Origin of the sequence: Limosilactobacillus caviae, assembly GCF_014635905.1 — a bacterium.
GTDB classification, from domain to species: domain Bacteria; phylum Bacillota; class Bacilli; order Lactobacillales; family Lactobacillaceae; genus Limosilactobacillus; species Limosilactobacillus caviae.
Genome location: NZ_BMDS01000003.1, coordinates 37,073 through 61,267, shown reverse-complemented (window position 1 = coordinate 61,267; position 24,195 = coordinate 37,073). Strand labels below are relative to the sequence as shown.

Here is a 24,195-nt window from a genome sequence, read left to right as displayed (position 1 = left end):
TTAACAGTAGTGACAAAAAAGCCTCCTGGAACCACAATAATTTCAGGAGGCACTTTAAATTTAATGTGACGAAACATAAATCATAGCTAATGCCAGAATAAAGAAGAGTGCTCCACAAATTGTTGTAACAATCTGCATAACAGCTTCAAATCCCCGCGATTTACGACGTGAGAATAAGTCGCCAGCACCACCAGTTAAAGCTGACATCGCATCATTATCATTTTTTGCTGGCTGCATCATTACACAAGCAATTAATACAACGCAATCAATTAAGAATAAAGTCATTAATGTGTTATACAAGGAATTTTCCTCCTAATACTTTCACGCTTTTATCTTAACTATCATATCATATTTATTATTCTATTGCTATCCTTGCGCATAATGAGCTGCTCGACTTATCTCATGATACGCTTGCCGCGTCGTAGCGGAGTTAGCACGTAAAATCAATGTATCACCTGCTTGTAACTCTGTTTGACCATTCGGGATAATTTTTTCTTCTCCCCTATAAATAACCATTACAATACAATCAGTCGGCCACGGATAATCTTTTACCTTACAACCAGCTAATCGTGCTCCAGCGTAAATAGTAATCGACATCGTAACGTCTTCTTTACGCCGGGCGGATTGTGGATTATTGCCAATAAAAGCATTAAACATTGCCGTATATACCGGCTCACCATGTAATGCATCTACAACTAGGTAGGCAACCACTGCCACTAACGCTAGAGGCATTAAATGAGCAAGCGATCCAACCATTTCCGTAATTAACAAGATAGCAGTAAAAGGTGCCTTACTGATACATGCAAAATAACCCGCCATTCCATAAATAATAAAATTAGGCAGATAACGAACCGGCATCAGTCCTAATCTAACCATTAAAGCACAATAAACTGCGCCTAGGATAGCACCAAGAGTTAAGATCGGTAAAAAAATTCCCCCTGGTAATTGCGAACCATAGCTGATCATCGAAAATACAAAGCGAAGAACAAAGAGACCTATAAATAACGCTAAAGAAACCGGCAAGGAACGCAAAACAATAATTAGCTCATTCCCGCCCCCAAGTGTAATTGGAAAATACCAAGCAATCGGGATCACTAGTAAAAACGGAATAATCGGATAAGCAATTGGGGATAACTTAGGAAGTCTTGCTGTCCAACCATTCAAGCGTAAAATAATAACCTGATAAAACCGACCTAAAACACCTAATAAAATTCCCAACGCAATTAAATGCCAATAAAGGTTATTAGGCAGCATATGATTGTACGGAACGTTTAATACCGGCCGTAATCCAAAAAATTGCATCGATACCATATTAGAACATAGCGAACTGACAAACGTCGCTAACCAAATTACCGGCGAGAAATTATGATACACTTCTTCCAAAATAAAAATAGTAGCAGCAATTGGTGCATTAAAGGCAGCGGCTAACCCAGCGGCCGCACCACTCGCAATTCCGATTTGTCGGTTAAGCTGACCTAATTTTGCCGTTTCTTCAACCCCTTGACCGATTGTCGCACCAAGTTGAATTGATGGTCCTTCTCGTCCTAAATATAACCCCGAACCAATTGCAAATATTCCACCGAGAAACTTCCGCCATAATACCGGCCACCACTTTTCATCAAACTGGTTAGTCAATTGCCCCTCAACCTGCGGAATTCCTGATCCTTTTATATCTGGATAGGTCTGAGCCAGCCACCCTAATAATAACGCCAAGATGATTGATCCAATCGTCCACGGTACTAACCACAATGGATGGGAGTGAAAGTATCCAAAGCATGTTGTTACTAGTTGTAAAAAGCACTGAATGATAAGGCGAAATAAACTTACTACCAGCCCGGTTAATATTCCGATAATAATCGCGCGAACTATTTGATTAAGCTGATTATATCGGTGAAATGCCTCTTTTCTGCTTTCCATTATCTATTCTCCAATTTATTAAAAGTCTACATGCCATTTTACTACATGAGTTTAGCAAGGCGAAATTAATTTTAAAATAAAAATAGGAGTTAACCAGAACTAGCTTATCTAGCTCTGCCAACTCCCGCAAAAAGATTACGATGCTTTTTCTTTACTAAGGCCATGACGAATAATGTATATAACAACTGCCAGAATTAATACTGCTGCACCAACAATGACCGAAATTCGCGTATCAGGATTAATAAACATGAAGATGACGATCACAATCAGCATAATGAATGCGAAGTAATTTGAGAATGGGTACAGCGGCAGCTTAAAGGGATGGTCAGTCATTAAATCTTTATTGTTACGACGGAATCGCAATTCTGCTAATAAAATTACAAACCATGGAATCATTCCGGGTAGAACCGATGAACTAAAGACAACCACAAACATATCGGCTGTCGAGTGGCTATAAATTGTGGAAATCATATCAATAATGAAGCCAATTAAAATACCACCAGAGATACCAAGAATCGCTGCATCGGGAACAATTCGTTTTGAGAGGCGTCCAAAAATCTTAGGCGCATCCCCCTCATGAGATAACTTAAATAGCATTCGGCTTGAACTATAAATACCAGAATTAGCGCCTGATAATGCTGCCGTCAAAACAACAAAGTTAATAATTGACGCTGCTGCCGTAATTCCAACCTTAGCAAATGTAGAAACAAACGGCGAACCGACACTACTTAATTCATTCCAAGGATAAATCGTTACAATTACAAAAATTGCTCCAACATAGAAGATCAAAATCCGGAATAGGACGGACTTAACTGATTTAACAATTGCTTTTTGCGGATTTGCAACTTCACCAGCGGAAATCCCTAGCAATTCAATTCCCTCATAAGAACCAACGATAATTGACATTGAGAAGAAGAAACCGCTCCAACCGCCAGTGAAGAATCCACCATGGGACCACAGATTGTTAAAGCCGGTTGGGTGACCACCATTACCAAATCCAAAGAAGATAATCATAAATCCAAGTAGGATCATGAAAATAATAGTAATGACTTTAATCATCGCAAACCAAAATTCAAGTGACCCATATGCCTTCGCACTCGCTAAATTGGCTAATACTAGGAAAATTATAATTACAATTCCAGCCACCCACGTATGCATATGCGGCCACCAATATTTAAGATATTCAGTGGCAGCAACCACTTCAGACATCCCAACAACGATATATTCAAATACGTTAGCCCATTTAGCAAGGTATCCGGCTACTGGATGAACATATTCTGTTGCATAATCTGCGAAAGAACCGGTGCCGGGATTAATATAGATCATCTCTCCCAAGGCCCTCATTACAATATATAAAATTAAACCAACAAATGCATATGCAAGAATTACCGATGGACCCGTCCACTTAATGGTTGACGTCGATCCCATAAACAGACCGACCCCAATTGCTCCACCAAGAGAGATCATTTCCATCTGACCAGCAGTCATCGAACGGTTAAGCTCCGGTGCTGATTTTTTCATTTGTATCATTATCCTTTCATTGAATTTAACTCTTAAAAATTATATTATATTTCACAAAAAATTCCAATATTTCTTTCTCATTATTTTTTAATAGAATCAATATAACCATTTTCAAGCCTAGTTAAATAGATTTTCAATAAAGGATCTTGCCTAGATAAAAGACAAACTGTACAGTACACAAATAGGGTTCCAATGCTCGGTAAAAATCGAACCTTGGAACCCTACTTATATTTTTATTAGGCCGATGAAGCATAATGATAAAACTATAAACAGCTTATGTCACGCTCATCTTCCGTTTTTATTAATCCCGCAAATTAACGGTTTTCGATGTCTTGGCGAGCTTGTTGGCTCAAGTTGTAGAATGAGTGAATACCCTTGTATTGAGCAACATCACCAAGTTGATCTTCAATCCGCATTAATTGGTTGTACTTAGCAAGACGGTCAGTCCGGCTCATTGAACCAGTCTTGATTTGTCCGGCGTTTGTAGCAACAACTAAGTCGGCAATAGTAGTATCTTCAGTTTCACCAGAACGGTGTGAAACGATAGCAGTGTAACCAGCTTCCTTAGCCATTTCGATAGCTTCAACAGTTTCAGTTAAAGTACCGATTTGGTTAAGCTTGATTAAGATTGAGTTAGCAGCACCCATTTGGATACCCTTCTTCAAGTAATCAGTATTAGTTACAAAGAAGTCATCACCAACAAGTTGAACTTTCTTACCTAACTTATTAGTAATAGTTACCCAGTCATCCCAGTTGTTTTCATCAATTGGGTCTTCAACAGATACTACTGGGTACTTTTCAATAATACCGGATAAGTAATTAATCCATTCTTCAGTAGTGTATTCTTCACCAGTTGACCAACGAAGCTTGTACTTCTTGTCTTCATCATTCCATAATTCTGAAGCAGCAACGTCAAAGGCAATTGCAATGTCTTTACCTGGCTTGTAACCAGCATCTTCAATAGCCTTGATTAAGTATTCGAATGGTTCTTCGTTGTTAGCAAAGTCAGGAGCAAATCCACCTTCGTCACCAACAGAGGTTACCTTACCAGCAGCTTCCAATTCTTTCTTCAAAGCGTGGAAAGTTTCTGAGCCCCAACGAATAGCTTCACGAACAGTTGGTGCACCAACTGGCATGATCATAAATTCTTGGAAATCAACCTTGTTATCTGAGTGAGCACCACCGTTAATAACGTTCATCATTGGTGTTGGCAATACGTGAGCGTTAAAACCACCAAGGTAGTTGTAAAGAGGTACTTGTAATTCGTCAGCAGCAGCCCGAGCAGCAGCTAATGAAACAGCTAAAATAGCGTTAGCACCTAACTTACCCTTGTTTGGAGTACCGTCTAACTTAATCATTGCCTTGTCGATAGCGATTTGGTCAGTAACTTCCATCCCTACGATTTCTTTAGCAATAATGTTGTTTACGTTTGAAACAGCCTTTAAAACACCCTTACCGCCAAAACGGTTCTTGTCGCCGTCACGTAATTCAACAGCTTCGTGTTCACCAGTTGAAGCACCAGAAGGAACAATACCGCGGCCTACACCGCCAGCTTCTGTGTAAACTTCTGCTTCAACTGTTGGGTTACCACGTGAATCAAGGACTTCACGTGCATAAATATCTGTAATGAGTGACATTTGATGAATCTCTCCTCTGTCATTTATTTGGAAAGCAATTCCACTTAACATTGTATTATTTTACACAATTAAAAACAAGCATTTAACAGGTTAATGGTGAACTAATTGTAAAAATGTTGCGGGATTTAAACTAGCAGCACCAACCAACACTCCGTCAATGTCTTGTTTCTCCATCAACGCATTAATATTAGCGGTCGTAACACTTCCGCCATAGAGAATACGAACATCATTAGCAACATTATCACCGTACATATCACTAATTGTTTGACGGATCAAGTAACACCCCTCTGCCGCTTGATCTGGATCGGCACTTTCACCAGTTCCAATTGCCCAACTTGGTTCATAAGCAATAGTAACATGACAGATTTCGTCATCAGTAAGGCCATGCACATCAGCTAGAATCCTGCTTACGACCCAATGAACCTTTTTCCCTGTAACACGGCGACCCATTGTATCATCACAACAAACAATTGGACACAATCCGTTTTTCAAAGCAGCTTTAACTTTTTTATTAATCATGTCGTCACTTTCATTAAAGTATGTTCGCCGCTCAGAATGTCCTAAGATTACATGGTGAATTCCTGCTTGATATAAGGCATATGGGCTTGTTTCACCGGTATATGCACCATCATCCTTATAGTAACAGTTTTCAGCCATTATTTTTAAGGGCGACTTGCCAGCCTCTTTTACCATTGGCACTAAACAAAGCGTTGGTCCCGCAATCGCCGTTTCAAGCTGGTTAGCTGGTGGCAGCTCATCTTTTACTTGTTTCACAAAAGAAACTGCCTCTTGAACATCCTTATTCATTTTCCAGTTTCCTGCAATAATTGGTACTCTCATTTCGTGCACCCCCAATAAAGGATAAAAGGGCTGAGAAAAACATGAATTTTTCTCAGCCCCCTAATCATGAATAGTAACGAATTACTTATCAGAAATTGCAGCAATTCCAGGTAATTCTTTACCTTCAAGGTATGTTAATGATGCTCCACCACCAGTTGAGATATGAGTAAGCTTATCAGCAACACCCAATTCCTTAACAGCAGCAGTTGAGTCACCACCACCGACAATTGTTGTAGCATCTGTTAAAGTACCAAGGAACTTACCAATTTCAAGCGTACCCTTAGCAAAGTTAGGCATTTCAAATACACCCATTGGTCCATTCCAAACAACAGTCTTAGCATCTTTTAATACGTTCGCAAATTCCTTTACAGACTTAGGACCGATATCAAGAGCCATCCAGCCATCGTCAATGTCGCCTTCAACTACCTTAGTGTCAGCATCGTTGTTAAACTTATCAGCCACTACGTTATCAATTGGCAATACTAACTTGTCGCCAGCCTTGTCTAGGATTTGCTTAGCAACATCAATCTTGTCTTTTTCAACAAGAGAGTTACCAACTTTGATTCCTTTAGCAGCGTAGAATGTATAAGCCATTCCACCACCAATGATAATCTTATCTGCCTTATCAAGAAGGTTGTCAATAACACCAATCTTGTCAGAAACTTTAGCACCACCAAGGATAGCAACAAATGGTCGTTCAGGGTTATCCACAGCGTCACCTAAGAACTTAATTTCCTTTTCCATTAAGTAACCAGCAGCAGCCTTACCTGGCATGTTTGTAGCAATTCCAACATTTGATGCATGTTTACGGTGTGCAGTACCAAAAGCATCATTTACGAATACATCGCCGAGTGATGCCCAGTACTTGCCTAACTCTGGATCATTACCAGATTCACGCTTTACATATTCGCCATCCTTAACATCTTCGTAACGAGTGTTTTGAACAAGCAAAACATCACCGTTCTTCATGTTATCAATGGCATCTTCTAATTGCTTGCCTTCAGTAACCGGAACAAATGTTACTGGCTTATTAAGCAAGTTTGAAAGGCGTTCAGCAACTGGACGAAGAGAAAGACCTGGCTTATCTTCTTCTTTCTTAATCCGGCCAAGGTGTGAGAATAAGATTGCCCGGCCACCATTATCAATTACATACTTAATAGTTGGTAAAGCGGCAACGATTCGGTTGTCATCACCAACTACGCCGTCTTTAATTGGCACATTAAAGTCGACACGCATTAATACTTTTTTACCTTCTAAAGGAAGGTCTTCAACAGTTAATTTAGCCATGTATATTTTTCCTCCTCTTTTATCAAAAAAGGTGAGCGGAGTTCTCCTCCTCCCACCTTAATCAATTAGTTTAATTTTACTTCAAATTAAAGAGTAGCAAAGTGAAGTAAAGTACGGATCATGTTGCTAGTGAAACCGTATTCGTTGTCGTACCAAGCAACAGTCTTAACTAATTGTGAACCATCGTCACCTTCCATAATTTCAGTTTGGGAAGGATCAAATACTGAACCATATGTTGAACCGATAATATCAGTTGAAACAATTTCGTCTTCAGTGTAACCAAATGCTGGACTAGTAGCCTTCTTCATAGCATCGTTGATTTGGTCAACAGTAACCTTCTTGTTCAAGATTGAAACAAGTTCAGTTAATGAACCATCAACAACACCAACACGTTGTGCGTGACCTGAAAGCTTACCGTTTAATTCAGGGATAACTAAGCCGATAGCCTTAGCAGCACCACTTGAGTGAGGAATAGTGTTAACACTTGCAGTACGGTTGTTACGCATCTTCTTACCACGAGGGCCGTCAAGGATAGCTTGAGTTGAAGTGAATGCGTGAATAGTAGTCATAGTACCAACCTTAACACCAAATTCGTCATTCAAAACCTTAGCCATTGGTGCTAAACAGCTAGTAGTACATGAACCAGCTGAAACGATAACATCATCCTTAGTCAAGGTGTCAAGGTTAACACCAGGAACAACAGTTGGGATGTTACCAGCAGGTGCTGAAATCAATACACGCTTTGCACCAGCATCGATGTGTGCTTGTGACTTTTCAGCAGAAGTGTAGAAACCAGTACATTCAAGGACAAAGTCAACGCCATCGTTCTTTACCCAAGGAATGTTACGAGCATCACGTTCAGCATATACAGGGTATTCCTTACCATCAACAACAATACCAGTATCAGTAGCTGAAACTTCACCAGGGAACTTACCATGAGTTGAGTCATACTTAAGTAAGTATGCCAACATGGAAGGAGTAGTCAAATCGTTGATTGCAACAACTTCAATATCATCTGTGTTGAGTTCGTGAATCCGACGAAATGCTAAACGACCAATACGGCCAAAACCGTTAATACCAATTTTTACAGTCATACTGCAAATTCCTCCTTTAGGAAAAACATAAATTAGTGTACTTGCTTAGTTTATCACATTACATCAGCATCGCAACTGTCAACCATTGTAAGTGACGCAGTGGTAAGGTCTAAGCAATATACAACTCCTACGATACTTATCATACCATCTTCAAAAAAATTGTCTATTCAATCACAACATTTTTCTGATGTAAGCGTTATTTTGATTAAATTTTTCAAATAATCCTTGCAATCCATTATAATTTAAGATAGTATAATATTTGTTGACGCGCCCTTAGTGTAATGGATCGCACGTGAGATTCCGGTTCTCGAGATCCGAGTTCGACTCTCGGGGGGCGCATCCTGTGAGGCTACTATAGCCTCTTTTTTTATTTTAAATTTTTATATATAAAAATAATCCCTATATCTAGGAAAAAGCCTAAATATAGGGATTTATGTTTAATTAAACTTATTAAGTATTACTTTAATTTTGAATTATTTTCCATTACGCCATCAAGCAAGCCGTAATCTACCGCTTCCTGCGCTGTTAAATAATGGTCACGTTCAGTATCAGCCTGAATCTTTTCAATCGGCTGACCAGAATTCTTAGCTAAAATGCCATTAAGCATCTTTCTAGTCTTCAAAATTTCAGTAGCAGCAATTTCAATTTCAGTTTGCTGACCTTGTGCTCCACCAGATGGCTGGTGAATCAGAACTTGTGAGTGCGGTAACCCAAAACGCTTCCCCTTAGCACCAGATGATACTAACACACTGGCCATAGAAGCAGCCATTCCGATGACGATAGTTTGAACATCAGCCTTAATAAAGTTCATGGTGTCGTAAATTGCCATTCCTGAGGTAACAACTCCACCAGGTGAATTAATGTATAAATAAATGTCTTTAGTTGAATCTTGCGCATCAAGGAATAGAAGCTGCGCAACAATTGAATTTGCCATTTCGTCTTCAATTGGACCGGAAAGCATAATAATGCGGTCCTTCAGAAGCCGTGAGTAAATGTCATAAGCACGTTCACCACGTGATGATTGCTCAATGACAGTAGGAACTAAATTCATAATATGGCCTCCTTAAGTTAATTAGCACTCGTTAGTCTTGTATGCTAACGGATAATAATACTATACTCGATTGGTCAAAAAAGGTCAAATGTTTTAACCTTTATTTAATATTTTTGTAAAAATAAAGACCATGCATTAAGCTGCATGATCTTTTTTATGAATTACTTTTCTTCAGCTGGCTTTTCCTTAGCCCACTTACGAATAGCTTCAATCTTCTTTTCTTTTAATGCTCGCTTGTACTTTGAAGCGATTGGGCGACGGCCTTGTACGCCGTATGGGTGTGCTTTACGCATGTGTATTTGCCTCCTTTTATATTAAACGTAAATTAATTAACGTTCCAATTATACCGGGCATCGTTTTAAAAAGCAAGTCTCTCTAAATTTCAAAAAATAAATCCTCCCAAGAAAAAATTAAGAAATATTTTCTTGAAATTGTTAAACGATTATCTTTACTATTACCTTAGCTTTTTAGCTGATTTAACTATACCAATTTTATCAAGCGTCCATCAAACGTTACAACTAAAAGATTTACATTTTAGACCAATTAGAGTATGATACAGAGTATAGACATGAGAAATAAAGTAATGGTGTAAGACCGAGGAGGATATAACTATGTCAGTAAATACCTTAAACATTTTTAACGTTACTACAAATTGGAATGAATTAGATCAAGAATGTGCCGCTACAGAATTAGCATTGATTAGCGAAAGCATTAATAAAAAATAGGTTTTCTTTTTTTACAAAAAGGCCTTTAGCATACCCTGTCGATCAAGGACGAAGATATGCTAAAGGCTTTTATTATTTTACTTGTGAGGCACGCAATTCATCAGCATATGCATTTAATTTGCGTAAACGATGATTAACCCCCGATTTTGAAATTGGCCCTCCTGGTACTAATTCGCCTAGTTCTTTTAAGCTTACTTCTTGATGGGCAAGTCGCGTTTCAGCTATTTCTCGTAATTTATCAGGCAAACTGCTAAGTCCGACACGTGAATCAATAAATTCAATATTTTCAATCTGCCGGGTAGAAGCATTGGCAATTTTATTTAGGTTAGCATTTTCACAGTTCACTAATCGATTAACAGAGTTTCGCATATCGCGTACAATTCGCACATTTTCAAATTGCAGCATGGAATTTGTTGCACCAATTAGTGACATAAAATTTGCAATTTTTTCTGCTTCTTTCAGATAAACAATGAACCCGCTTCGTCGTGCCGTTGTCTGCGCATTTAAGCCAAATTTATTTATCATTTGGGCAATCATTTCGTTGTGTTCTTCATATAAAGAATAGATTTCCAAATGGTAACGTGAAGTTTCAGGATTATTAACCGAACCTCCCGCGAGAAAAGCCCCCCGCAAATAAGACCGCACCATCCATTCATCTTTAAGCAGCTCGACTGGCACCTGTTCTTTAATCTGGAAGTTTTGTAGAATTCCTAAATCATCTAAAACATGCTGGGCATGGTAACGCAAACGGACAATATACTGATTATTTTTCTTTAATTTCATCTTTCGCCGTACTACAATTTCACTTTCTACCCCGTAAAACTGTTTTAGTAGCGAATAGATTCGACGTGCAATAGCAGGATTTTCAGTCTGCACGTTAAGTATCAATTGCCGATCAGCAATCCCAATTGACCCATTCATCCGAATAAGCGCCATTAGCTCAGCTTTCGCATTGTCACGATGAACTTTTATTCCTGTTAATTCTTTTTTTACTTCGCTCGCGTATGACACTTAGCATCTGCCTCCTTATTAATCATGGACTTGATGAAGTCGGTTCATTAATTCTGCTACTACCTTATCCCGATCATGAAATGCCCCATTATCTTTAAGCCGTAAGAAATTAGAACTAATTACCCGGCAGCCTTGTGCACGTAATCCGCGAAAATCATGCTTAACCGGTTGAGAAATTTCGTTCCATTCTTGGAAGTCAAGATAGTTAGCGGGAACTGGTTGAATATTGACTAAGACCGTATCAATGAAGTTTTTCCCAAGATGTTGATTCAGAACACGGACATGATCAGCATCAGTAAAATTATCAGTTTCACCTTTCTGCGTCATAATATTACAAATATATATTACTTCAGCCTTGCTCTCACAAACCGCTTGCCCTACCTCAGAAATCATAAGGTTGGGAAGAATGCTTGTAAATAAACTACCAGGACCGATAACAATTTGGTCAGCATTTTTAATTGCAGTCAAAACCTCAGAGACCGGTCGTGCCGGATGACCATCATTATCAGCAGAAGGGGTTACCCATACTCGTTTAATCTGTTTATGAGCTGCCGTTATCTCTGACTCGCCGCTTAGTTTTGTTCCATCCGTAAATTCAGCATTTAACGTTAACGGTTCATTAGCGACTGGATAAATGTGACCATTAATTTTCATCATTTCAGATAGTTCTTGAACTGCTGTAAAAATACCGCCTTTCATTTCAGATAAAGCTGAAATAATCAAATTACCAATTGCATGGCCGGCAAAAAATTGATCACTACTCTTAAAGCGGTATTGGAAAATATCAAGTTCAAGATCCGGTAATTCCGATAGTGCAACTAAAACATTCCGAATATCACCAGGTGGCACAACATTAATATAATTACGTAATATTCCTGATGAACCACCATCGTCAGCAACGGTCACAACCGCTGTAACATCAGCGTCTTGATCTCGTAATCCGCGCAAAACGACTGGGAGCCCAGTTCCACCACCGATTACTACAATCTTTGGTTTATGCAACATAATCAAAACTCCTCTTTACTTTGCCTTTTCAACATCCCGATGGTAAGTATTAACCTTATACCCATCGGTTTTTAAATCAGCAGATATTTTATTAGCAATTGTTACTGATCGATGTTGACCACCAGTACACCCAATTGCAATTGTTAAACTACTCTTACCTTCACGAATATACCCCGGTAGAGATATTTCTAAAAGTGATCGCAAGTGTTGATAAAATTCTTTAGCAAGCGGACTCTGCATTACATATTCTTGAACCGCCTTATCATTCCCGGTTAGGTGCTTTAATTCTGGAATATAAAATGGGTTAGGCAAAAAGCGGACATCCATTACAATATCAGCATCAAGCGGTAACCCGTACTTAAAGCCAAATGACATTACCTCAACGTAAAAGTCACTGCCTTCACCATGTCCAAAAAGCTTATTTAACCGTAATTTCAAGTTACGAGGCGTTATATTCGTCGTATCAATTACAATATCAGCTTGACTCTTGAGATCAGCAGATAGCTTTCGTTCTAATTCAACCCCATCTAAAATTCGACCATGTGGTGACAATGGATGTGACCGACGAGTTTCCTTATAACGGGAAATTAACGTAACATCATTTGCATCAAGAAACAATAACTTAACATCTAAATCAGAACGTTGCTTTAGCTTTTCAAAGTTCGGTAAGACTTCATCGTAAAAGCCCCGCGAACGCATATCCATCACCATAGCGATTTTATTGAATTCATCGGACTCTTCAATTACATCTACAAACCGTTCTGCTAATCCCGGAAGCATATTATCAATTACAAAGTATCCTAAATCTTCTAAGCTATGAACGGCAACAGTTTTACCTGCCCCGCTCATCCCTGTGATTATTACTACTTTTAGTTTTTCATCTGCCATTAATAGTTTCCTTTCTTCCTTACAGCTACTCACCCATTTTATCACATCAAGCCGGGCGTGTCTTATTCGAGCAAGAAAAAGCTACGGAGCCACTATTAATTGGTATCAAAAATGAACATACGATACATAAAAAGGCCTCTAGCGTTCAGTTTTACCGAACTCTAGAAGCCTATTGCGGAGGGGATATTTCGGTCAAGCTCCCTCCTCGAATACTAATGCATCCGCCGTTGATCCATCCGCTTAACAATGTATAGAATTGGCAATCCGACAATAACAATCCCTATAAAAAGAATTACACCAGCCGGATCATTCATAACTTCACTTACGAGGATAAAAATCCCACCCGCAATCGCAATAATCGGGACAAGGGGGTAAAGCGGCGTGCTAAATGGTCGCGGTTCCTTATTCTTTCGTCTTAAAATGAAGATACCAAAAAATGCTAGTAAATAGAAACAATATACAGTAAACACACATAAATCTGATAAATGATCAGGATCAAAGAAGCACATCATGATTGTTGCTAACACAATAATAAACATTGTTGCAACAACCGGTGACTTTCCTTTAGGTGTAATGTACGAGAGATATCGTGAGAATGGTAAGTCGCGTCGACGAGCCATGGCATAGACAATCCGCGGGAACGTAATCATTTTCCCGTTTAATGTCCCCATCATCGAAATAATAATACCAGCTGATAATAACTTACCGCCGATTGCCCCAAAGGCTTTAACAGCTAGATAGGCTGTTGCATTTTCACCTAATCGATGAATTGTATTAACAGGAAGAAATTTAAGGATTCCAATAGTAATTAAGGTATAGATAATTAATACCGCAGTAATTCCTAAGATAATAGCGCGAGGAAGCAGCTTTTGCGGATTCTTCATTTCACCACCAAGGTTAGCAATTAAAATCCAGCCATCATAACCAAATAATGTTGCTAAAACCGCTACCCCAAAGCCACCAGTTGATTGATGAATTTCTGTAACAGTTTGTCCAAAAGCGTCTTGCTGACCCCAGAAAAGGCCAAAAATGATAATAGCAGCAATCGGAATCATTTTACCTGCTGTTGTGATAATTGAAAAAATTGCACCGACTTTATTTTCAAATAAATTCATTATTCCGATTGCAACAACTGTAATTACTGCCAATGGTATTCGCCATTGTGCTCCCAGGCCAAAAAAGTTAGCCATTAAAATACTCATAAAACCGGCAACCGAAGCAATAATCGCGGGACCGTATACAATTACCTGCATCCACCCAGCCAGGAAGCCGAGAATCCGGCCATAAATATTTTCAATATATACGTAAAGCCCACCGGTATATGGCATCTGAGCTCCGATTTCGGCAACTGTTAGCCCACCAGTCAGGGTAATAATTCCCCCGAAAACCCAAGCAGCGATTGCAAGAGTCGATGTTCCAGCACTATCAAGAACAGAGCCTTGCTTAAAGAATATTCCCGACCCAATAATGGTCCCCACCACAATTGAAATGGCAGACCAAAATCCAAGCGCCCTTTTTAATTCATCCGCTGGTTGTTGATTCATCATCATTCCTCCATTCTTAATATTAGGCAAAATAAAAAACCCGGAATTTCAACTATTAATACACTTCGGACATGCCAAATGATTAATAGAGAACCCGAGTTTGTTTAACACCTATTGATTGGGTACACCAAAATCACTCAGCCTTAATAGAGTTAGAGGCTGAGGAGGAAGAAAGTTGTTGATTTTGTTTATTAAATCGTAACATTATATTTCCCTCATTTCGTGTACTTTGATTTTTATTAGAATACCATTAGAACTTTTTGATTGCAACTACTTTTTTATTTTTTCTTTTTAGTTGCTCGTTCTTCTGCCCATTTTTGATCACGGTCCAACATCTCTTTTAGGTATTTACCAGTATAGCTGCCCTTTACTTCAGCTACCTTTTCAGGAGTTCCGGTCGCCACAATATTACCACCGTTAGCCCCTCCCTCAGGACCAAGGTCAATTAACCAGTCTGCTGACTTTACAACATCTAAATCGTGTTCAATCACTAAAACAGTATTTCCAGCATCAACTAACCGCTGGAGGACAGCTAATAGTCGTTTAATGTCATCCATGTGCAATCCTGTTGTCGGCTCATCTAAAATATAGAAGCTCTTACCATGAGACTGACGATGAAGCTCAGCGGCTAATTTCATTCGCTGCGCTTCACCACCCGAAAGCGTTGTTGCTGGTTGCCCAAGATGAACATAACCAAGGCCGACATCTTCAATGGTTTGTAACTTGCGCTTAATTTTAGGAATCGCGTTAAAAAATTCAAGCGCCTCGGAGACAGTCATATTAAGGACTTCTGCAATATTCTTACCCTTGTATTCCACTTCAAGGGTTTCTGAATTGTACCGCGTGCCATGACAAACTTCACACGGTACATATACGTCTGGTAAGAAGTTCATCTCAATCTTAAGGATTCCATCACCATGACACGCCTCACAGCGACCACCCTTTACGTTAAAACTGAATCTTCCCTTTGTATAGCCGCGCATTTTGGCCTGGTTAGTTTGCGCAAATAATTCGCGTATATCATCAAATACGCCGGTATAAGTAGCCGGATTACTTCGTGGAGTCCGTCCGATTGGGGATTGGTCAATATTAATAACCTTTTCAATATTCTCAACCCCGCTGATTGACTTATACTTACCGGGCTTTGCAGAATTATTATTTAATTTCTGGGCTAACACTCGTTTTAAAATCATGTTTACTAACGTTGATTTTCCAGATCCAGAAACTCCCGTCACACAAATAAATTCGCCAAGCGGGAAATCAACTGTAATATTCTTTAGATTATTTGCAGCTGCTCCCTTTATAGTAATTTTTTTACCATTACCAGTTCGGCGTTCTTGCGGTACTGGAATAAACTTTTTGCCAGATAAATATTGGCCAGTCAAGGATTTCCGTGAACGCATAATTTGCTTAGGAGTTCCAGCTGCCATTACCTGCCCGCCATTTTCGCCGGCCCCTGGTCCAATATCAATAATATAGTCAGCTGCCCGCATTGTATCTTCATCGTGTTCAACCACAATCAGTGTATTTCCAAGATCCCGCATCGATTTTAGGGATGCAATAAGTCGGTCATTGTCACGTTGATGAAGACCGATTGATGGCTCATCTAAAACATACATTACCCCAGATAAATTTGAACCGATTTGAGTAGCTAGCCGAATCCGCTGAGCCTCCCCACCAGAAAGGGTTCTTGCAGAGCGGCTAAGCGTCAGGTATTCAACTCCCACATTCTTCATGAACGTAAGACGGTCAATAATTTCTTTCAGAATTGGCTGGGCAATCTTAGCGTTTTGATCGGAAAGCTTAACATTCTTAAAGAATTCAAGTGATTCACTAATCGGCAAGTCAGAAACTTCTCCAATATTTTGACCATCGATCTTAACTGCTAGTGCCCGCTGATTTAACCGATAACCATGACAAACCGGACAAGGCAGTTCTGTCATGTATTTTCTCATCTGTTCTCTTGTGAAGTCAGAATTAGTTTCTCGGTAACGACGGCTAATGTTGTTAATAACCCCTTCAAACGGAACGTCGACATCCCTAATCCCGCCAAAGTCATTTTCATAATGGAAGTGGAATGGCGTGTCACCGTTGCCATACAGGACTTGCTGCTGTTGTTTTCTAGGCAGCTTATTGAATGGCGTATCCATATCAATACCAACCGATTTGCAGAATTGTTCAAGCAATTGCGGGTAGTATTGAGAAGAAATTGGGTTCCACGGCACAATCGCCCCGTCTTTTAAGGTCTTTGTTGGATCAGGTACTACTAAGTCGATATCTACTTCTAACTTTAACCCTAATCCCTCACATTCCGGGCAAGCGCCAGTTGGGGCATTGAACGAAAACAACCGGGGTTCCAATTCACCAACCGTAAAACCACAGATTGGACATGCATATTGTTCAGAAAATGGGATGGGGTCACCGCCAATTACGTCAGCAATCGCATACCCGTTACTTAACCGCAATGCTGCTTCAAACGAATCAAATAACCGCGAACGAATACCTTCCTTGATAATAATCCGATCAATCACCACATTAATTGTGTGCTTTTTATTTTTATCAAGTTCTGGGACTGAATCAAGGTCGTAGGTTTCGCCATCAACTTGGACACGAACAAATCCTTCTCGTTTAATCGTCTCAAAGACTTTCTTCTGTGTTCCTTTTTTATCCCGCACAACAGGCGAAAGAATCTGTAAACGAGTTCGTTCAGGCAACTTAAGCACCCTATCCACCATCTGTTCTGGTGACTGACTAGTAATGGGAATATTATCATTGGGACAAATCGGCGTTCCTACTCGTGCCCACAATAACCGTAAAAAGTCATTAATTTCGGTCACTGTTCCGACAGTTGAACGCGGGTTATGCGACGTTGTTTTTTGGTCAATCGAAATAGCCGGCGATAGTCCATCAATCGAATCAACATCCGGTTTATCCATCTGTCCCAAAAACTGGCGGGCATATGCGGACAAACTCTCAACATAGCGCCGCTGTCCTTCAGCATATAAAGTATCAAAAGCTAGGGAGCTTTTACCTGATCCAGACAGCCCAGTAACAATTACTAATTTATTTTTTGGAATCGTTATATCAATATTTTTTAGGTTATGTGCCCGTGCGCCATGAATTACAATCTTATCATTTGCCACGAATTAATCCCTCCTTATTTCTTTAATTTCGTTTTTAACTCCATAATCGTATCCCGCAATGTTGCCGCTTGCTCAAAGTCAAGCCGTTTAGCCGCAGACCGCATTTGTTCGGTTAATTCATCCAACATCTTACTTTGCGCTTCTTTGTCTAGCTTTGCAAAATCCTTATCGGTAAATTCAGCGCTATTATCTGTTTCCGTTTCATCAGTTGCTTTCTTAGTAACCGTAATCGCTTCTTGAATTGGCTTAATAATCGTCCGCGGTGTAACATGATGCTCTTCATTATATTTCATCTGGATCGTCCGCCGCCGTTTAGTCTCATCAATCGCTTTTTGCATCGAATCAGTGACAGTATCGGCATACATAATTACGGCCCCATTTTCGTTACGAGCCGCCCGACCTATCGTCTGAATAAGTGAGCGTTCATTTCGCAAGAACCCTTCCTTATCCGCATCAAGAATTGCAACTAACGATACTTCAGGTACATCTAGCCCTTCCCGCAAAAGATTAATTCCAACAAGCACGTCAAATTTACCAAGACGAAGATCACGAATTATTTGGGTCCGCTCAAGGGTCTTAATATCACTATGAAGGTATTTAACTTTCAAGCCCATATCTTTCAAATAATCTGTCAAATCTTCTGACATCTTCTTGGTTAATGTTGTTACAAAGACCCGTTCATTCTTCTCAATCCGTTTATTAATTTCACCAACTAAGTCATCGATTTGTCCCATAACCGGCCGTACCTCTACAGTCGGGTCAAGCAAGCCTGTCGGTCGAATAATCTGTTGAGCAACATGATCAGTCTGTTCCATTTCATATGGACCGGGGGTTGCCGACATATATACAACTTGATTAACATGCTTTTCAAACTCCGGTAATTTTAAAGGCCGATTATCAAGGGCACTTGGTAGACGGAACCCATAATCAATTAACATTTGTTTTCGTGCACGGTCCCCATTATACATTCCGCGCACTTGGGGCATTGTTTGGTGAGACTCGTCGACCACTAGCAAGAAATCTTTGGGAAAGAAATCTAGTAAGGTATAAGGCGGTTCTCCTGGCTTACGACCGTCCATATATCGGGAATAGTTTTCAATTCCATTGGTGTAGCCCATTTCGCGCATCATTTCAATGTCATAAGTTGTCCGTTGTTGAATCCGCTCTGCTTCCAGTAGTTTTCCTTTATCCGTAAACATTTTAACCTGTTTTTTCATGTCGGCTTCAATTTGCGGCAATGCCCTGTCCATTACTTCTTCATTGGTCATAAAGTGTGTTGCTGGGAAGATAGAAACATGGTCACGATCTCCAATTACCTCTCCGGTAAGGGCATCTACTTCACGAATCCGATCAATTTCATCACCAAAAAATTCGATTCTCAGTGCCCGCTCATCACGTGATGCTGGGAAAATCTCCACAACATCCCCGCGAACACGAAACCTTCCCCGCTGGAAATCAATATCATTACGGTCAAACTGAATATTAACAAGGTCCGTTAAAAGTCGGTCACGTTCAATTTCCTGACCAACCCGTAACGAAAGAACACTATTTTGATATTCTCGCGGATCACCCAAACCAAAGATGCTTGAAACCGAAGCAACAACAATCACATCATTACGTTCTAGTAAAGATGTAGTAGCAGAGTGCCGCAGTTTATCAATTTCGTCATTAATTGAAGCATCCTTTTCAATATATGTATCACTCGAAGGAACATATGCTTCTGGCTGATAATAGTCATAATATGAAACAAAATATTCAACCGCATTATGGGGGAAGAACTTTTTCATTTCTCCATAAAGCTGTCCCGCTAGCGTCTTGTTATGTGAAAGGATCAGCGTGGGTTTATTAACATTAGCAATAACATTTGAAATCGTAAATGTTTTCCCTGTTCCAGTCGCTCCTAACAAAATTTGAGCTTTTTCGCCATCCTCTATTCCCTTTGTCAGCTGGCTAATCGCTTGGGGTTGGTCACCAGTTGGCTGATAGTCTGATACTAATTCAAATTTTTTATCTGGTTGCCGGTAAATCACAAAAAAGTTCCTCCCTTACACTAGACTTAAGCAAAAGAAAGTGGAATCACGAGCCTTAAAGTCACCGCGTCCCACTTATAGTTATTTATCTATTATTTACTGATATTAGTTTATCACCCAAACATGTATTCGTCTATAAATTACTACAAAAAAGAAAGTGGAAAATAACCTTCTCCGTAAAGCGATTATTTCCCACTTAAATAGATCAATTTTATATTTATCCGCGACGAGCATATCCAAAGTAGAATTGTAAACCTGCGGCAATGACGTTAATCCAATTTAAGCAAATGAACCACGGGACAATGCCGTCATTCCCAAAATGAGTTACACCATAAAATACGGTAAATCCGCCAATAATTGCAATTAGGTTCAACCAAGCACAGATTCGCCGCATTACAATATCCCTTGGCCGACTTAATTCCCAAAAAATATCGACTACTAACCATAATACCAAGATTGCAAACGTACCCGTAAACATACTAGGTGTCATTTTTGCCGCCTCCTTTTACTTTGATAACTTTTACCTTCTACTTCTATTATAAGAAAGCGTTTGCAAAAATCAACTAGTAAGCAAAAACAGGCAGTTTTAATCACTTATTGCTGAATAATTTGGGTAGTCACAATTGCTAACTGGTTCTTAGCGTTACCATCAGCATTATCTTTCAATAACTCAGGCAAAATCTTTTTAAGAAAATATTGCACGCTTGCCATATCCCGAAAGTCCATGATTGCGGTCAAACTTGATTTGTAAATATCCATGTAAACCGGCTCTGGATTTCCCTTTTGAATTTCACCAAATGACTCGTACATTAAATCAATTTTATCGGCAACCGCTAAAATTTTCCCTTCTAACGTATCATCTTTTCCCTCTGCAAATCGTCGTTCATAAGCCTCACGGAATTCTGCTGGTATTTCAGATTGAATAAAGTTTTCTGTTAAAGATTTATCAACACGTGCAAGCATTGACCGCAATTCTGGAGTCGCATATTTTACCGGTGTCTTAATATCGCCAATAAAACGTTCTGTGTAGTCATGATTAAGGGCTTTTTCATATAGGGAACGCCAATCAATTTCATTTCCTGCTTGTTCTTCAATATCACCAAGCATTTGTGCTGCTTGAGTCACCTTAAATGAATGAGCAGCCACGTTATGTTCCTCAAACTTAAAATATCCAGGAGCCCGATTGATCATTTCAAGGTCACTTAAACTTTTTAAATATTCATGCATTCCCATGACGAATTCCTCCCAAAATAATTAATTTTTACAATCATACATTTTTTTGCCAAAAATTCAAGAAATATTGAAAAAAGACCGAGAAATAATTTCCCCAGTCTTCTTCAACTACTTAATTATTCTTCAGCAAATTCTTGTAAGGCTTTTTCAAAATCGGCTAACTTAGCATTTGCTTTTTCTAAAGTATCATCACTTGTACCAATGTAGAACTTAAGCTTTGGTTCCGTTCCTGATGGGCGAATAGCAATCCAAGTATCATCATCAAGCACGTAACGTAATACATTTGACTCAGGAATACCTAGTTCACTTACTTTGCCATCAGCAGTTGTCTTAGTGCCCTTAGAAAAGTCTTCGGTAACTGCTACTTGGTGCCCCGCAAAATGAGTTGGCGCCTCTTCACGGAATTTCTTCATTAAGCCCTTAATCTTATCCGGACCATCAACACCAGCATAAGTATTAGAAATAGTCTTTTCACGGAAGTATCCATACTTCTTAAATAATTCTTGCAAGCCATCATAAAGCGTCATATTACGACTACGGTAATAAGCTGCAACTTCAGCAAGCAAGGTTAAAGATTGGATAGCATCCTTGTCACGGACAAATGGCTTAATAAGATAACCATAACTTTCTTCAAAACCAAACATGAATGTATGATCAACTTTGCCAGTTTCATATTGATGGATTTGATCAGCAATCCACTTAAAACCAGTTAAAACATTAATCATATCAACACCGTAACTCTCTGCAATCTTAGCAGCAAAGTTAGTAGAAACAATTGATTTTACAGCGGCAGCATTATCTGGCAAAGTCCCAGCTTGTTTGTGAGCTTCTAAAATATAAGCAAGCATAATTGAAGCAATCTGATTTCCAGTAAGCAATTGATACTCGCCATCAGGTTGTCGAACAGCACAACCAAGACGGTCAGCATCTGGGTCTGTAGCAATTAATACATCTGCTCCGACTTTCTTTCCAAGGGCAATCGAACGAACAAACGCCTCTGGGAATTCTGGATTAGGGTGTTCCAAGCCAGGGAAGTCACCATTTGGCTGCGCCTCAGTTGGTTCCATCTCATAGTTAGTAAAACCTGCTTGCCGCAATGCCCGTTCGCCAAGCATTTTCCCAGTTCCGCATAGTGGCGTAAAGACGAATTTCATATCTTTACCGTATTCTTTAGCCAATTCTGGGTTTACAGTTACGCTCTTGGCATTTGCAAGGTAGGCGGCATCAACATCTTCACCCATGATTGTTTCTAAGCCATTATCAAGCATTTCTTGTTCGTCAGCTAAAGCAATATCAAAAATATCATCAATCTTCCGAATATAACCGGTCATCATGTCCGATTCCTTAGGCGGCATCTGTCCGCCATCTTCACCGTAGATCTTGTAACCATTATATTCTTTAGGATTATGACTAGCAGTGATCATAATCCCGGCATAAGTTCCCATGTGACGAACCGCAAATGATAATTCAGGTGTTGGTCGTAAATTATCATAGATATAAACTTTAATCCCATGTGCACCTAAAACACGTGCGGCATCATGAGCAAATTTGCGGGAGTTGTGACGAGAATCGTAACCAATAGCAACTCCGCGCTTTTTGATATCGTCCCCTAATGAATCCATTAAGGTTGCCAATCCTTCAGTTGCTTGACGAACCGTGTAAACATTCATCCGGTTAATTCCTGGACCCATTAATCCCCGCATTCCAGCAGTTCCAAATGACAATGGGCCATAAAAGGCATCCTCAATTTCTTTATCATCGTTCATTGCAGCTAATTCTTGCTTTAAGTCTGGTTCAAGATCTGTCCGTTCTTGCCAAACCTTATAAGTATCTTTCCAGCTCACAATAATGTCTCCTTTACGTCATACTCTGTTGTTTAGTATACCGCATAAAATGTTATCTGTCGCTTTTTACTTAAATTTTTACTAAAGTTTTACCAAAGAAAATCTTATCCCGATTTTATAATTGAAATATTCAGCAAAATATCTCTTATTCAAAAAAGCGAGGCTGAGAATTAACTCAACCTCTTAACTATTTTAAAGATAGTAATGCAACAGCGCAGTAGCTGACTTGCAGTTCAAATGCTGATAACTCGGTATTTTCACCGTTTTAATCCATTGACTTAATATATTGGTAAACCTGCTGCCCAGCAATTGCACCATCACCTACCGCTGTCGCTACTTGCCGCAACGGCGTATCACGTACATCACCGATTGCAAAAATACCAGGTTCAGAAGTGCGCATCCGCTCATCTGTTTTTACCCATCCTTGATCATCAAGAATACTTAAATTCTTAAAAGCAGATGTCATCGGGAAGTTCCCGACATAGATGAATACACCGTCAGCAGCCATTTCACCATCTTCACCAGTCTTATTATTATGAGTTTTAACACCGGTTACTTTAACATCATCCCCAACAATTTCAGTTACACTAGTATTAAAAACAAATTCTAGCTTATCATTGTTCATTGCCTCTGCTTGAATGATTGGCTCAGCGCGAAGTTCATCACGGCGAACAAGAACTGTTACCTTAGAAGCCAGTTGGGTAAGGTAGACACCCTCTTCAACAGCCGCATCACCACCACCAACTACAATTAAGTGCTTGTTCTTGAAAAAGGCACCGTCACATACTGCACAGTAGGATACACCTCGTCCGCCGAACTCTTCTTCTCCCGGAACATTTAGGTGCCGCTGATCAGAACCAGTTGCAATCACGACTGCCTTAGCGAGATAGGTCTCGTCCATATCGGTTGTGATTTTCTTCATATTATCAACTAATTCTACTTTTGTTACAGTACCGTATGCATATTCAGCACCAAACTGTGTCGCCCCATCATACATTTGTTGGGCAAGTTCTGGCCCTTTAATACTCTTAAATCCAGTATAGTTGGCAATTTCTGCCGTATTATTTAAATTTCCACCATAAATACCGCGATCAAGCATTAGAACTGATAGGTTCGCCCGTGAAGCATACATAGCAGCAGTCATTCCACCGGGACCTGCCCCAATCACAATAACGTCATATTGTTTAATATCAGCCATTACATTGACCTCCTCAAATAATTTCTTACACAATATGATACCTACTTTAAATCCGTTTGTCTATCATTTAGCTTACTTTTTAAAAGTAATATTATTATCGGACTATAAAGAATATTATTATATTATATATGTGAAAATAATAATTAAAACGATTTCAACACTATAATACCAGCATTTGAGTTATACTTATATTGATAAGTAATTAAGGTCACTATTTTATTTTGCTA

General features: G+C 39.5%; 19 protein-coding genes and 1 tRNA gene. 1 reads left to right on the top strand and 19 read right to left on the bottom strand.

Annotated features, from left to right (window positions below; translation table 11 throughout):
- Positions 1–60: 60 nt before the first annotated feature.
- The 7 genes from secG to gap all read right to left on the bottom strand — a co-directional run bounded on the left by secG (position 61) and on the right by gap (position 8,296).
- Positions 61–300: a preprotein translocase subunit SecG gene (gene secG, locus IEU90_RS05095; protein ID WP_188357821.1), complete on the bottom strand. Its 240-nt coding sequence runs from the start codon at positions 298–300 to the stop codon at positions 61–63.
- Positions 301–366: 66 nt separating this feature from the next.
- Entirely contained in the window at positions 367–1,917 is a 1,551-nt protein-coding gene (locus IEU90_RS05090) for a ClC family H(+)/Cl(-) exchange transporter (RefSeq protein WP_153710087.1), read from the bottom strand.
- 135 nt (positions 1,918–2,052) lie between these two features.
- Entirely contained in the window at positions 2,053–3,438 is a 1,386-nt protein-coding gene (locus IEU90_RS05085) for an amino acid permease (RefSeq protein WP_153710086.1), read from the bottom strand.
- Positions 3,439–3,752: 314 nt separating this feature from the next.
- Positions 3,753–5,075: a phosphopyruvate hydratase gene (eno, locus tag IEU90_RS05080; protein ID WP_153710085.1), complete on the bottom strand. Its 1,323-nt coding sequence runs from the start codon at positions 5,073–5,075 to the stop codon at positions 3,753–3,755.
- A gap of 90 nt (positions 5,076–5,165) precedes the next feature.
- Complete coding sequence (gene tpiA, locus IEU90_RS05075; protein WP_153710084.1) at positions 5,166–5,915, bottom strand: triose-phosphate isomerase; 750 nt, start codon at positions 5,913–5,915, stop codon at positions 5,166–5,168.
- Positions 5,916–5,996: 81 nt separating this feature from the next.
- Positions 5,997–7,202: a phosphoglycerate kinase gene (locus IEU90_RS05070; protein ID WP_153710083.1), complete on the bottom strand. Its 1,206-nt coding sequence runs from the start codon at positions 7,200–7,202 to the stop codon at positions 5,997–5,999.
- An 86-nt stretch (positions 7,203–7,288) separates the two neighbouring features.
- Positions 7,289–8,296, bottom strand: coding sequence for a type I glyceraldehyde-3-phosphate dehydrogenase (gap, locus tag IEU90_RS05065; protein ID WP_153710082.1), 1,008 nt, complete (start codon positions 8,294–8,296; stop codon positions 7,289–7,291).
- Between the two features lie 267 nt (positions 8,297–8,563).
- Between gap and IEU90_RS05060 the strand changes: the two genes are divergently transcribed.
- Positions 8,564–8,635 (top strand) — tRNA-Arg (locus IEU90_RS05060).
- 118 nt (positions 8,636–8,753) lie between these two features.
- Here IEU90_RS05060 and clpP read toward each other — a convergent pair.
- The 12 genes from clpP to trxB all read right to left on the bottom strand — a co-directional run bounded on the left by clpP (position 8,754) and on the right by trxB (position 23,968).
- Complete coding sequence (clpP, locus tag IEU90_RS05055) at positions 8,754–9,347, bottom strand: ATP-dependent Clp endopeptidase proteolytic subunit ClpP (RefSeq protein WP_003666435.1); 594 nt, start codon at positions 9,345–9,347, stop codon at positions 8,754–8,756.
- Positions 9,348–9,508: 161 nt separating this feature from the next.
- Complete coding sequence (locus IEU90_RS11410; RefSeq protein WP_003666430.1) at positions 9,509–9,640, bottom strand: hypothetical protein; 132 nt, start codon at positions 9,638–9,640, stop codon at positions 9,509–9,511.
- A gap of 504 nt (positions 9,641–10,144) precedes the next feature.
- Positions 10,145–11,083, bottom strand: a complete 939-nt coding sequence (gene whiA, locus IEU90_RS05050; protein WP_182599221.1) for a DNA-binding protein WhiA — start codon at positions 11,081–11,083, stop codon at positions 10,145–10,147.
- A gap of 18 nt (positions 11,084–11,101) precedes the next feature.
- Positions 11,102–12,088 carry a gluconeogenesis morphogenetic factor MgfK gene (gene mgfK / locus IEU90_RS05045; protein WP_153710081.1) on the bottom strand — a complete coding sequence of 329 codons (987 nt, stop codon included), beginning with the start codon at positions 12,086–12,088 and terminating at the stop codon, positions 11,102–11,104.
- A gap of 15 nt (positions 12,089–12,103) precedes the next feature.
- Positions 12,104–12,976, bottom strand: coding sequence for an RNase adapter RapZ (gene rapZ, locus IEU90_RS05040; RefSeq protein WP_153710080.1), 873 nt, complete (start codon positions 12,974–12,976; stop codon positions 12,104–12,106).
- Between the two features lie 212 nt (positions 12,977–13,188).
- A complete protein-coding gene (locus IEU90_RS05035) occupies positions 13,189–14,520 on the bottom strand; it encodes an APC family permease (RefSeq protein WP_188357820.1) in 1,332 nt (443 codons plus the stop codon).
- A gap of 278 nt (positions 14,521–14,798) precedes the next feature.
- Positions 14,799–17,663 carry an excinuclease ABC subunit UvrA gene (uvrA, locus tag IEU90_RS05030; protein WP_188357819.1) on the bottom strand — a complete coding sequence of 955 codons (2,865 nt, stop codon included), beginning with the start codon at positions 17,661–17,663 and terminating at the stop codon, positions 14,799–14,801.
- Positions 17,664–17,677: 14 nt separating this feature from the next.
- A complete protein-coding gene (gene uvrB / locus IEU90_RS05025; protein ID WP_188357818.1) occupies positions 17,678–19,693 on the bottom strand; it encodes an excinuclease ABC subunit UvrB in 2,016 nt (671 codons plus the stop codon).
- A gap of 217 nt (positions 19,694–19,910) precedes the next feature.
- On the bottom strand, positions 19,911–20,183 hold the full coding sequence (locus tag IEU90_RS05020) for a hypothetical protein (RefSeq protein ID WP_153710078.1): 273 nt from the start codon (positions 20,181–20,183) through the stop codon (positions 19,911–19,913).
- Between the two features lie 104 nt (positions 20,184–20,287).
- Positions 20,288–20,926 carry an HD domain-containing protein gene (locus IEU90_RS05015; RefSeq protein ID WP_153710077.1) on the bottom strand — a complete coding sequence of 213 codons (639 nt, stop codon included), beginning with the start codon at positions 20,924–20,926 and terminating at the stop codon, positions 20,288–20,290.
- Between the two features lie 116 nt (positions 20,927–21,042).
- Positions 21,043–22,770, bottom strand: a complete 1,728-nt coding sequence (locus IEU90_RS05010) for a phospho-sugar mutase (RefSeq protein ID WP_188357817.1) — start codon at positions 22,768–22,770, stop codon at positions 21,043–21,045.
- A gap of 265 nt (positions 22,771–23,035) precedes the next feature.
- On the bottom strand, positions 23,036–23,968 hold the full coding sequence (trxB, locus tag IEU90_RS05005; RefSeq protein WP_153710076.1) for a thioredoxin-disulfide reductase: 933 nt from the start codon (positions 23,966–23,968) through the stop codon (positions 23,036–23,038).
- Positions 23,969–24,195: the final 227 nt, after the last annotated feature.

What these genes read in the sequence shown, in the direction of transcription:
- IEU90_RS05090 (WP_153710087.1), bottom strand. Translation starts at nt 1,917, where the DNA reads ATGGAAAGCAGAAAAGAGGCATTTCACCGATATAATCAGCTTAATCAA.
- IEU90_RS05085 (WP_153710086.1), bottom strand. Translation starts at nt 3,438, where the DNA reads ATGAAAAAATCAGCACCGGAGCTTAACCGTTCGATGACTGCTGGTCAG.
- eno (WP_153710085.1), bottom strand. Translation starts at nt 5,075, where the DNA reads ATGTCACTCATTACAGATATTTATGCACGTGAAGTCCTTGATTCACGT.
- tpiA (WP_153710084.1), bottom strand. Translation starts at nt 5,915, where the DNA reads ATGAGAGTACCAATTATTGCAGGAAACTGGAAAATGAATAAGGATGTT.
- IEU90_RS05070 (WP_153710083.1), bottom strand. Translation starts at nt 7,202, where the DNA reads ATGGCTAAATTAACTGTTGAAGACCTTCCTTTAGAAGGTAAAAAAGTA.
- gap (WP_153710082.1), bottom strand. Translation starts at nt 8,296, where the DNA reads ATGACTGTAAAAATTGGTATTAACGGTTTTGGCCGTATTGGTCGTTTA.
- clpP (WP_003666435.1), bottom strand. Translation starts at nt 9,347, where the DNA reads ATGAATTTAGTTCCTACTGTCATTGAGCAATCATCACGTGGTGAACGT.
- IEU90_RS11410 (WP_003666430.1), bottom strand. Translation starts at nt 9,640, where the DNA reads ATGCGTAAAGCACACCCATACGGCGTACAAGGCCGTCGCCCAATCGCT.
- mgfK (WP_153710081.1), bottom strand. Translation starts at nt 12,088, where the DNA reads ATGTTGCATAAACCAAAGATTGTAGTAATCGGTGGTGGAACTGGGCTC.
- rapZ (WP_153710080.1), bottom strand. Translation starts at nt 12,976, where the DNA reads ATGGCAGATGAAAAACTAAAAGTAGTAATAATCACAGGGATGAGCGGG.
- IEU90_RS05035 (WP_188357820.1), bottom strand. Translation starts at nt 14,520, where the DNA reads ATGAATCAACAACCAGCGGATGAATTAAAAAGGGCGCTTGGATTTTGG.
- IEU90_RS05020 (WP_153710078.1), bottom strand. Translation starts at nt 20,183, where the DNA reads ATGACACCTAGTATGTTTACGGGTACGTTTGCAATCTTGGTATTATGG.
- IEU90_RS05015 (WP_153710077.1), bottom strand. Translation starts at nt 20,926, where the DNA reads ATGGGAATGCATGAATATTTAAAAAGTTTAAGTGACCTTGAAATGATC.
- trxB (WP_153710076.1), bottom strand. Translation starts at nt 23,968, where the DNA reads ATGGCTGATATTAAACAATATGACGTTATTGTGATTGGGGCAGGTCCC.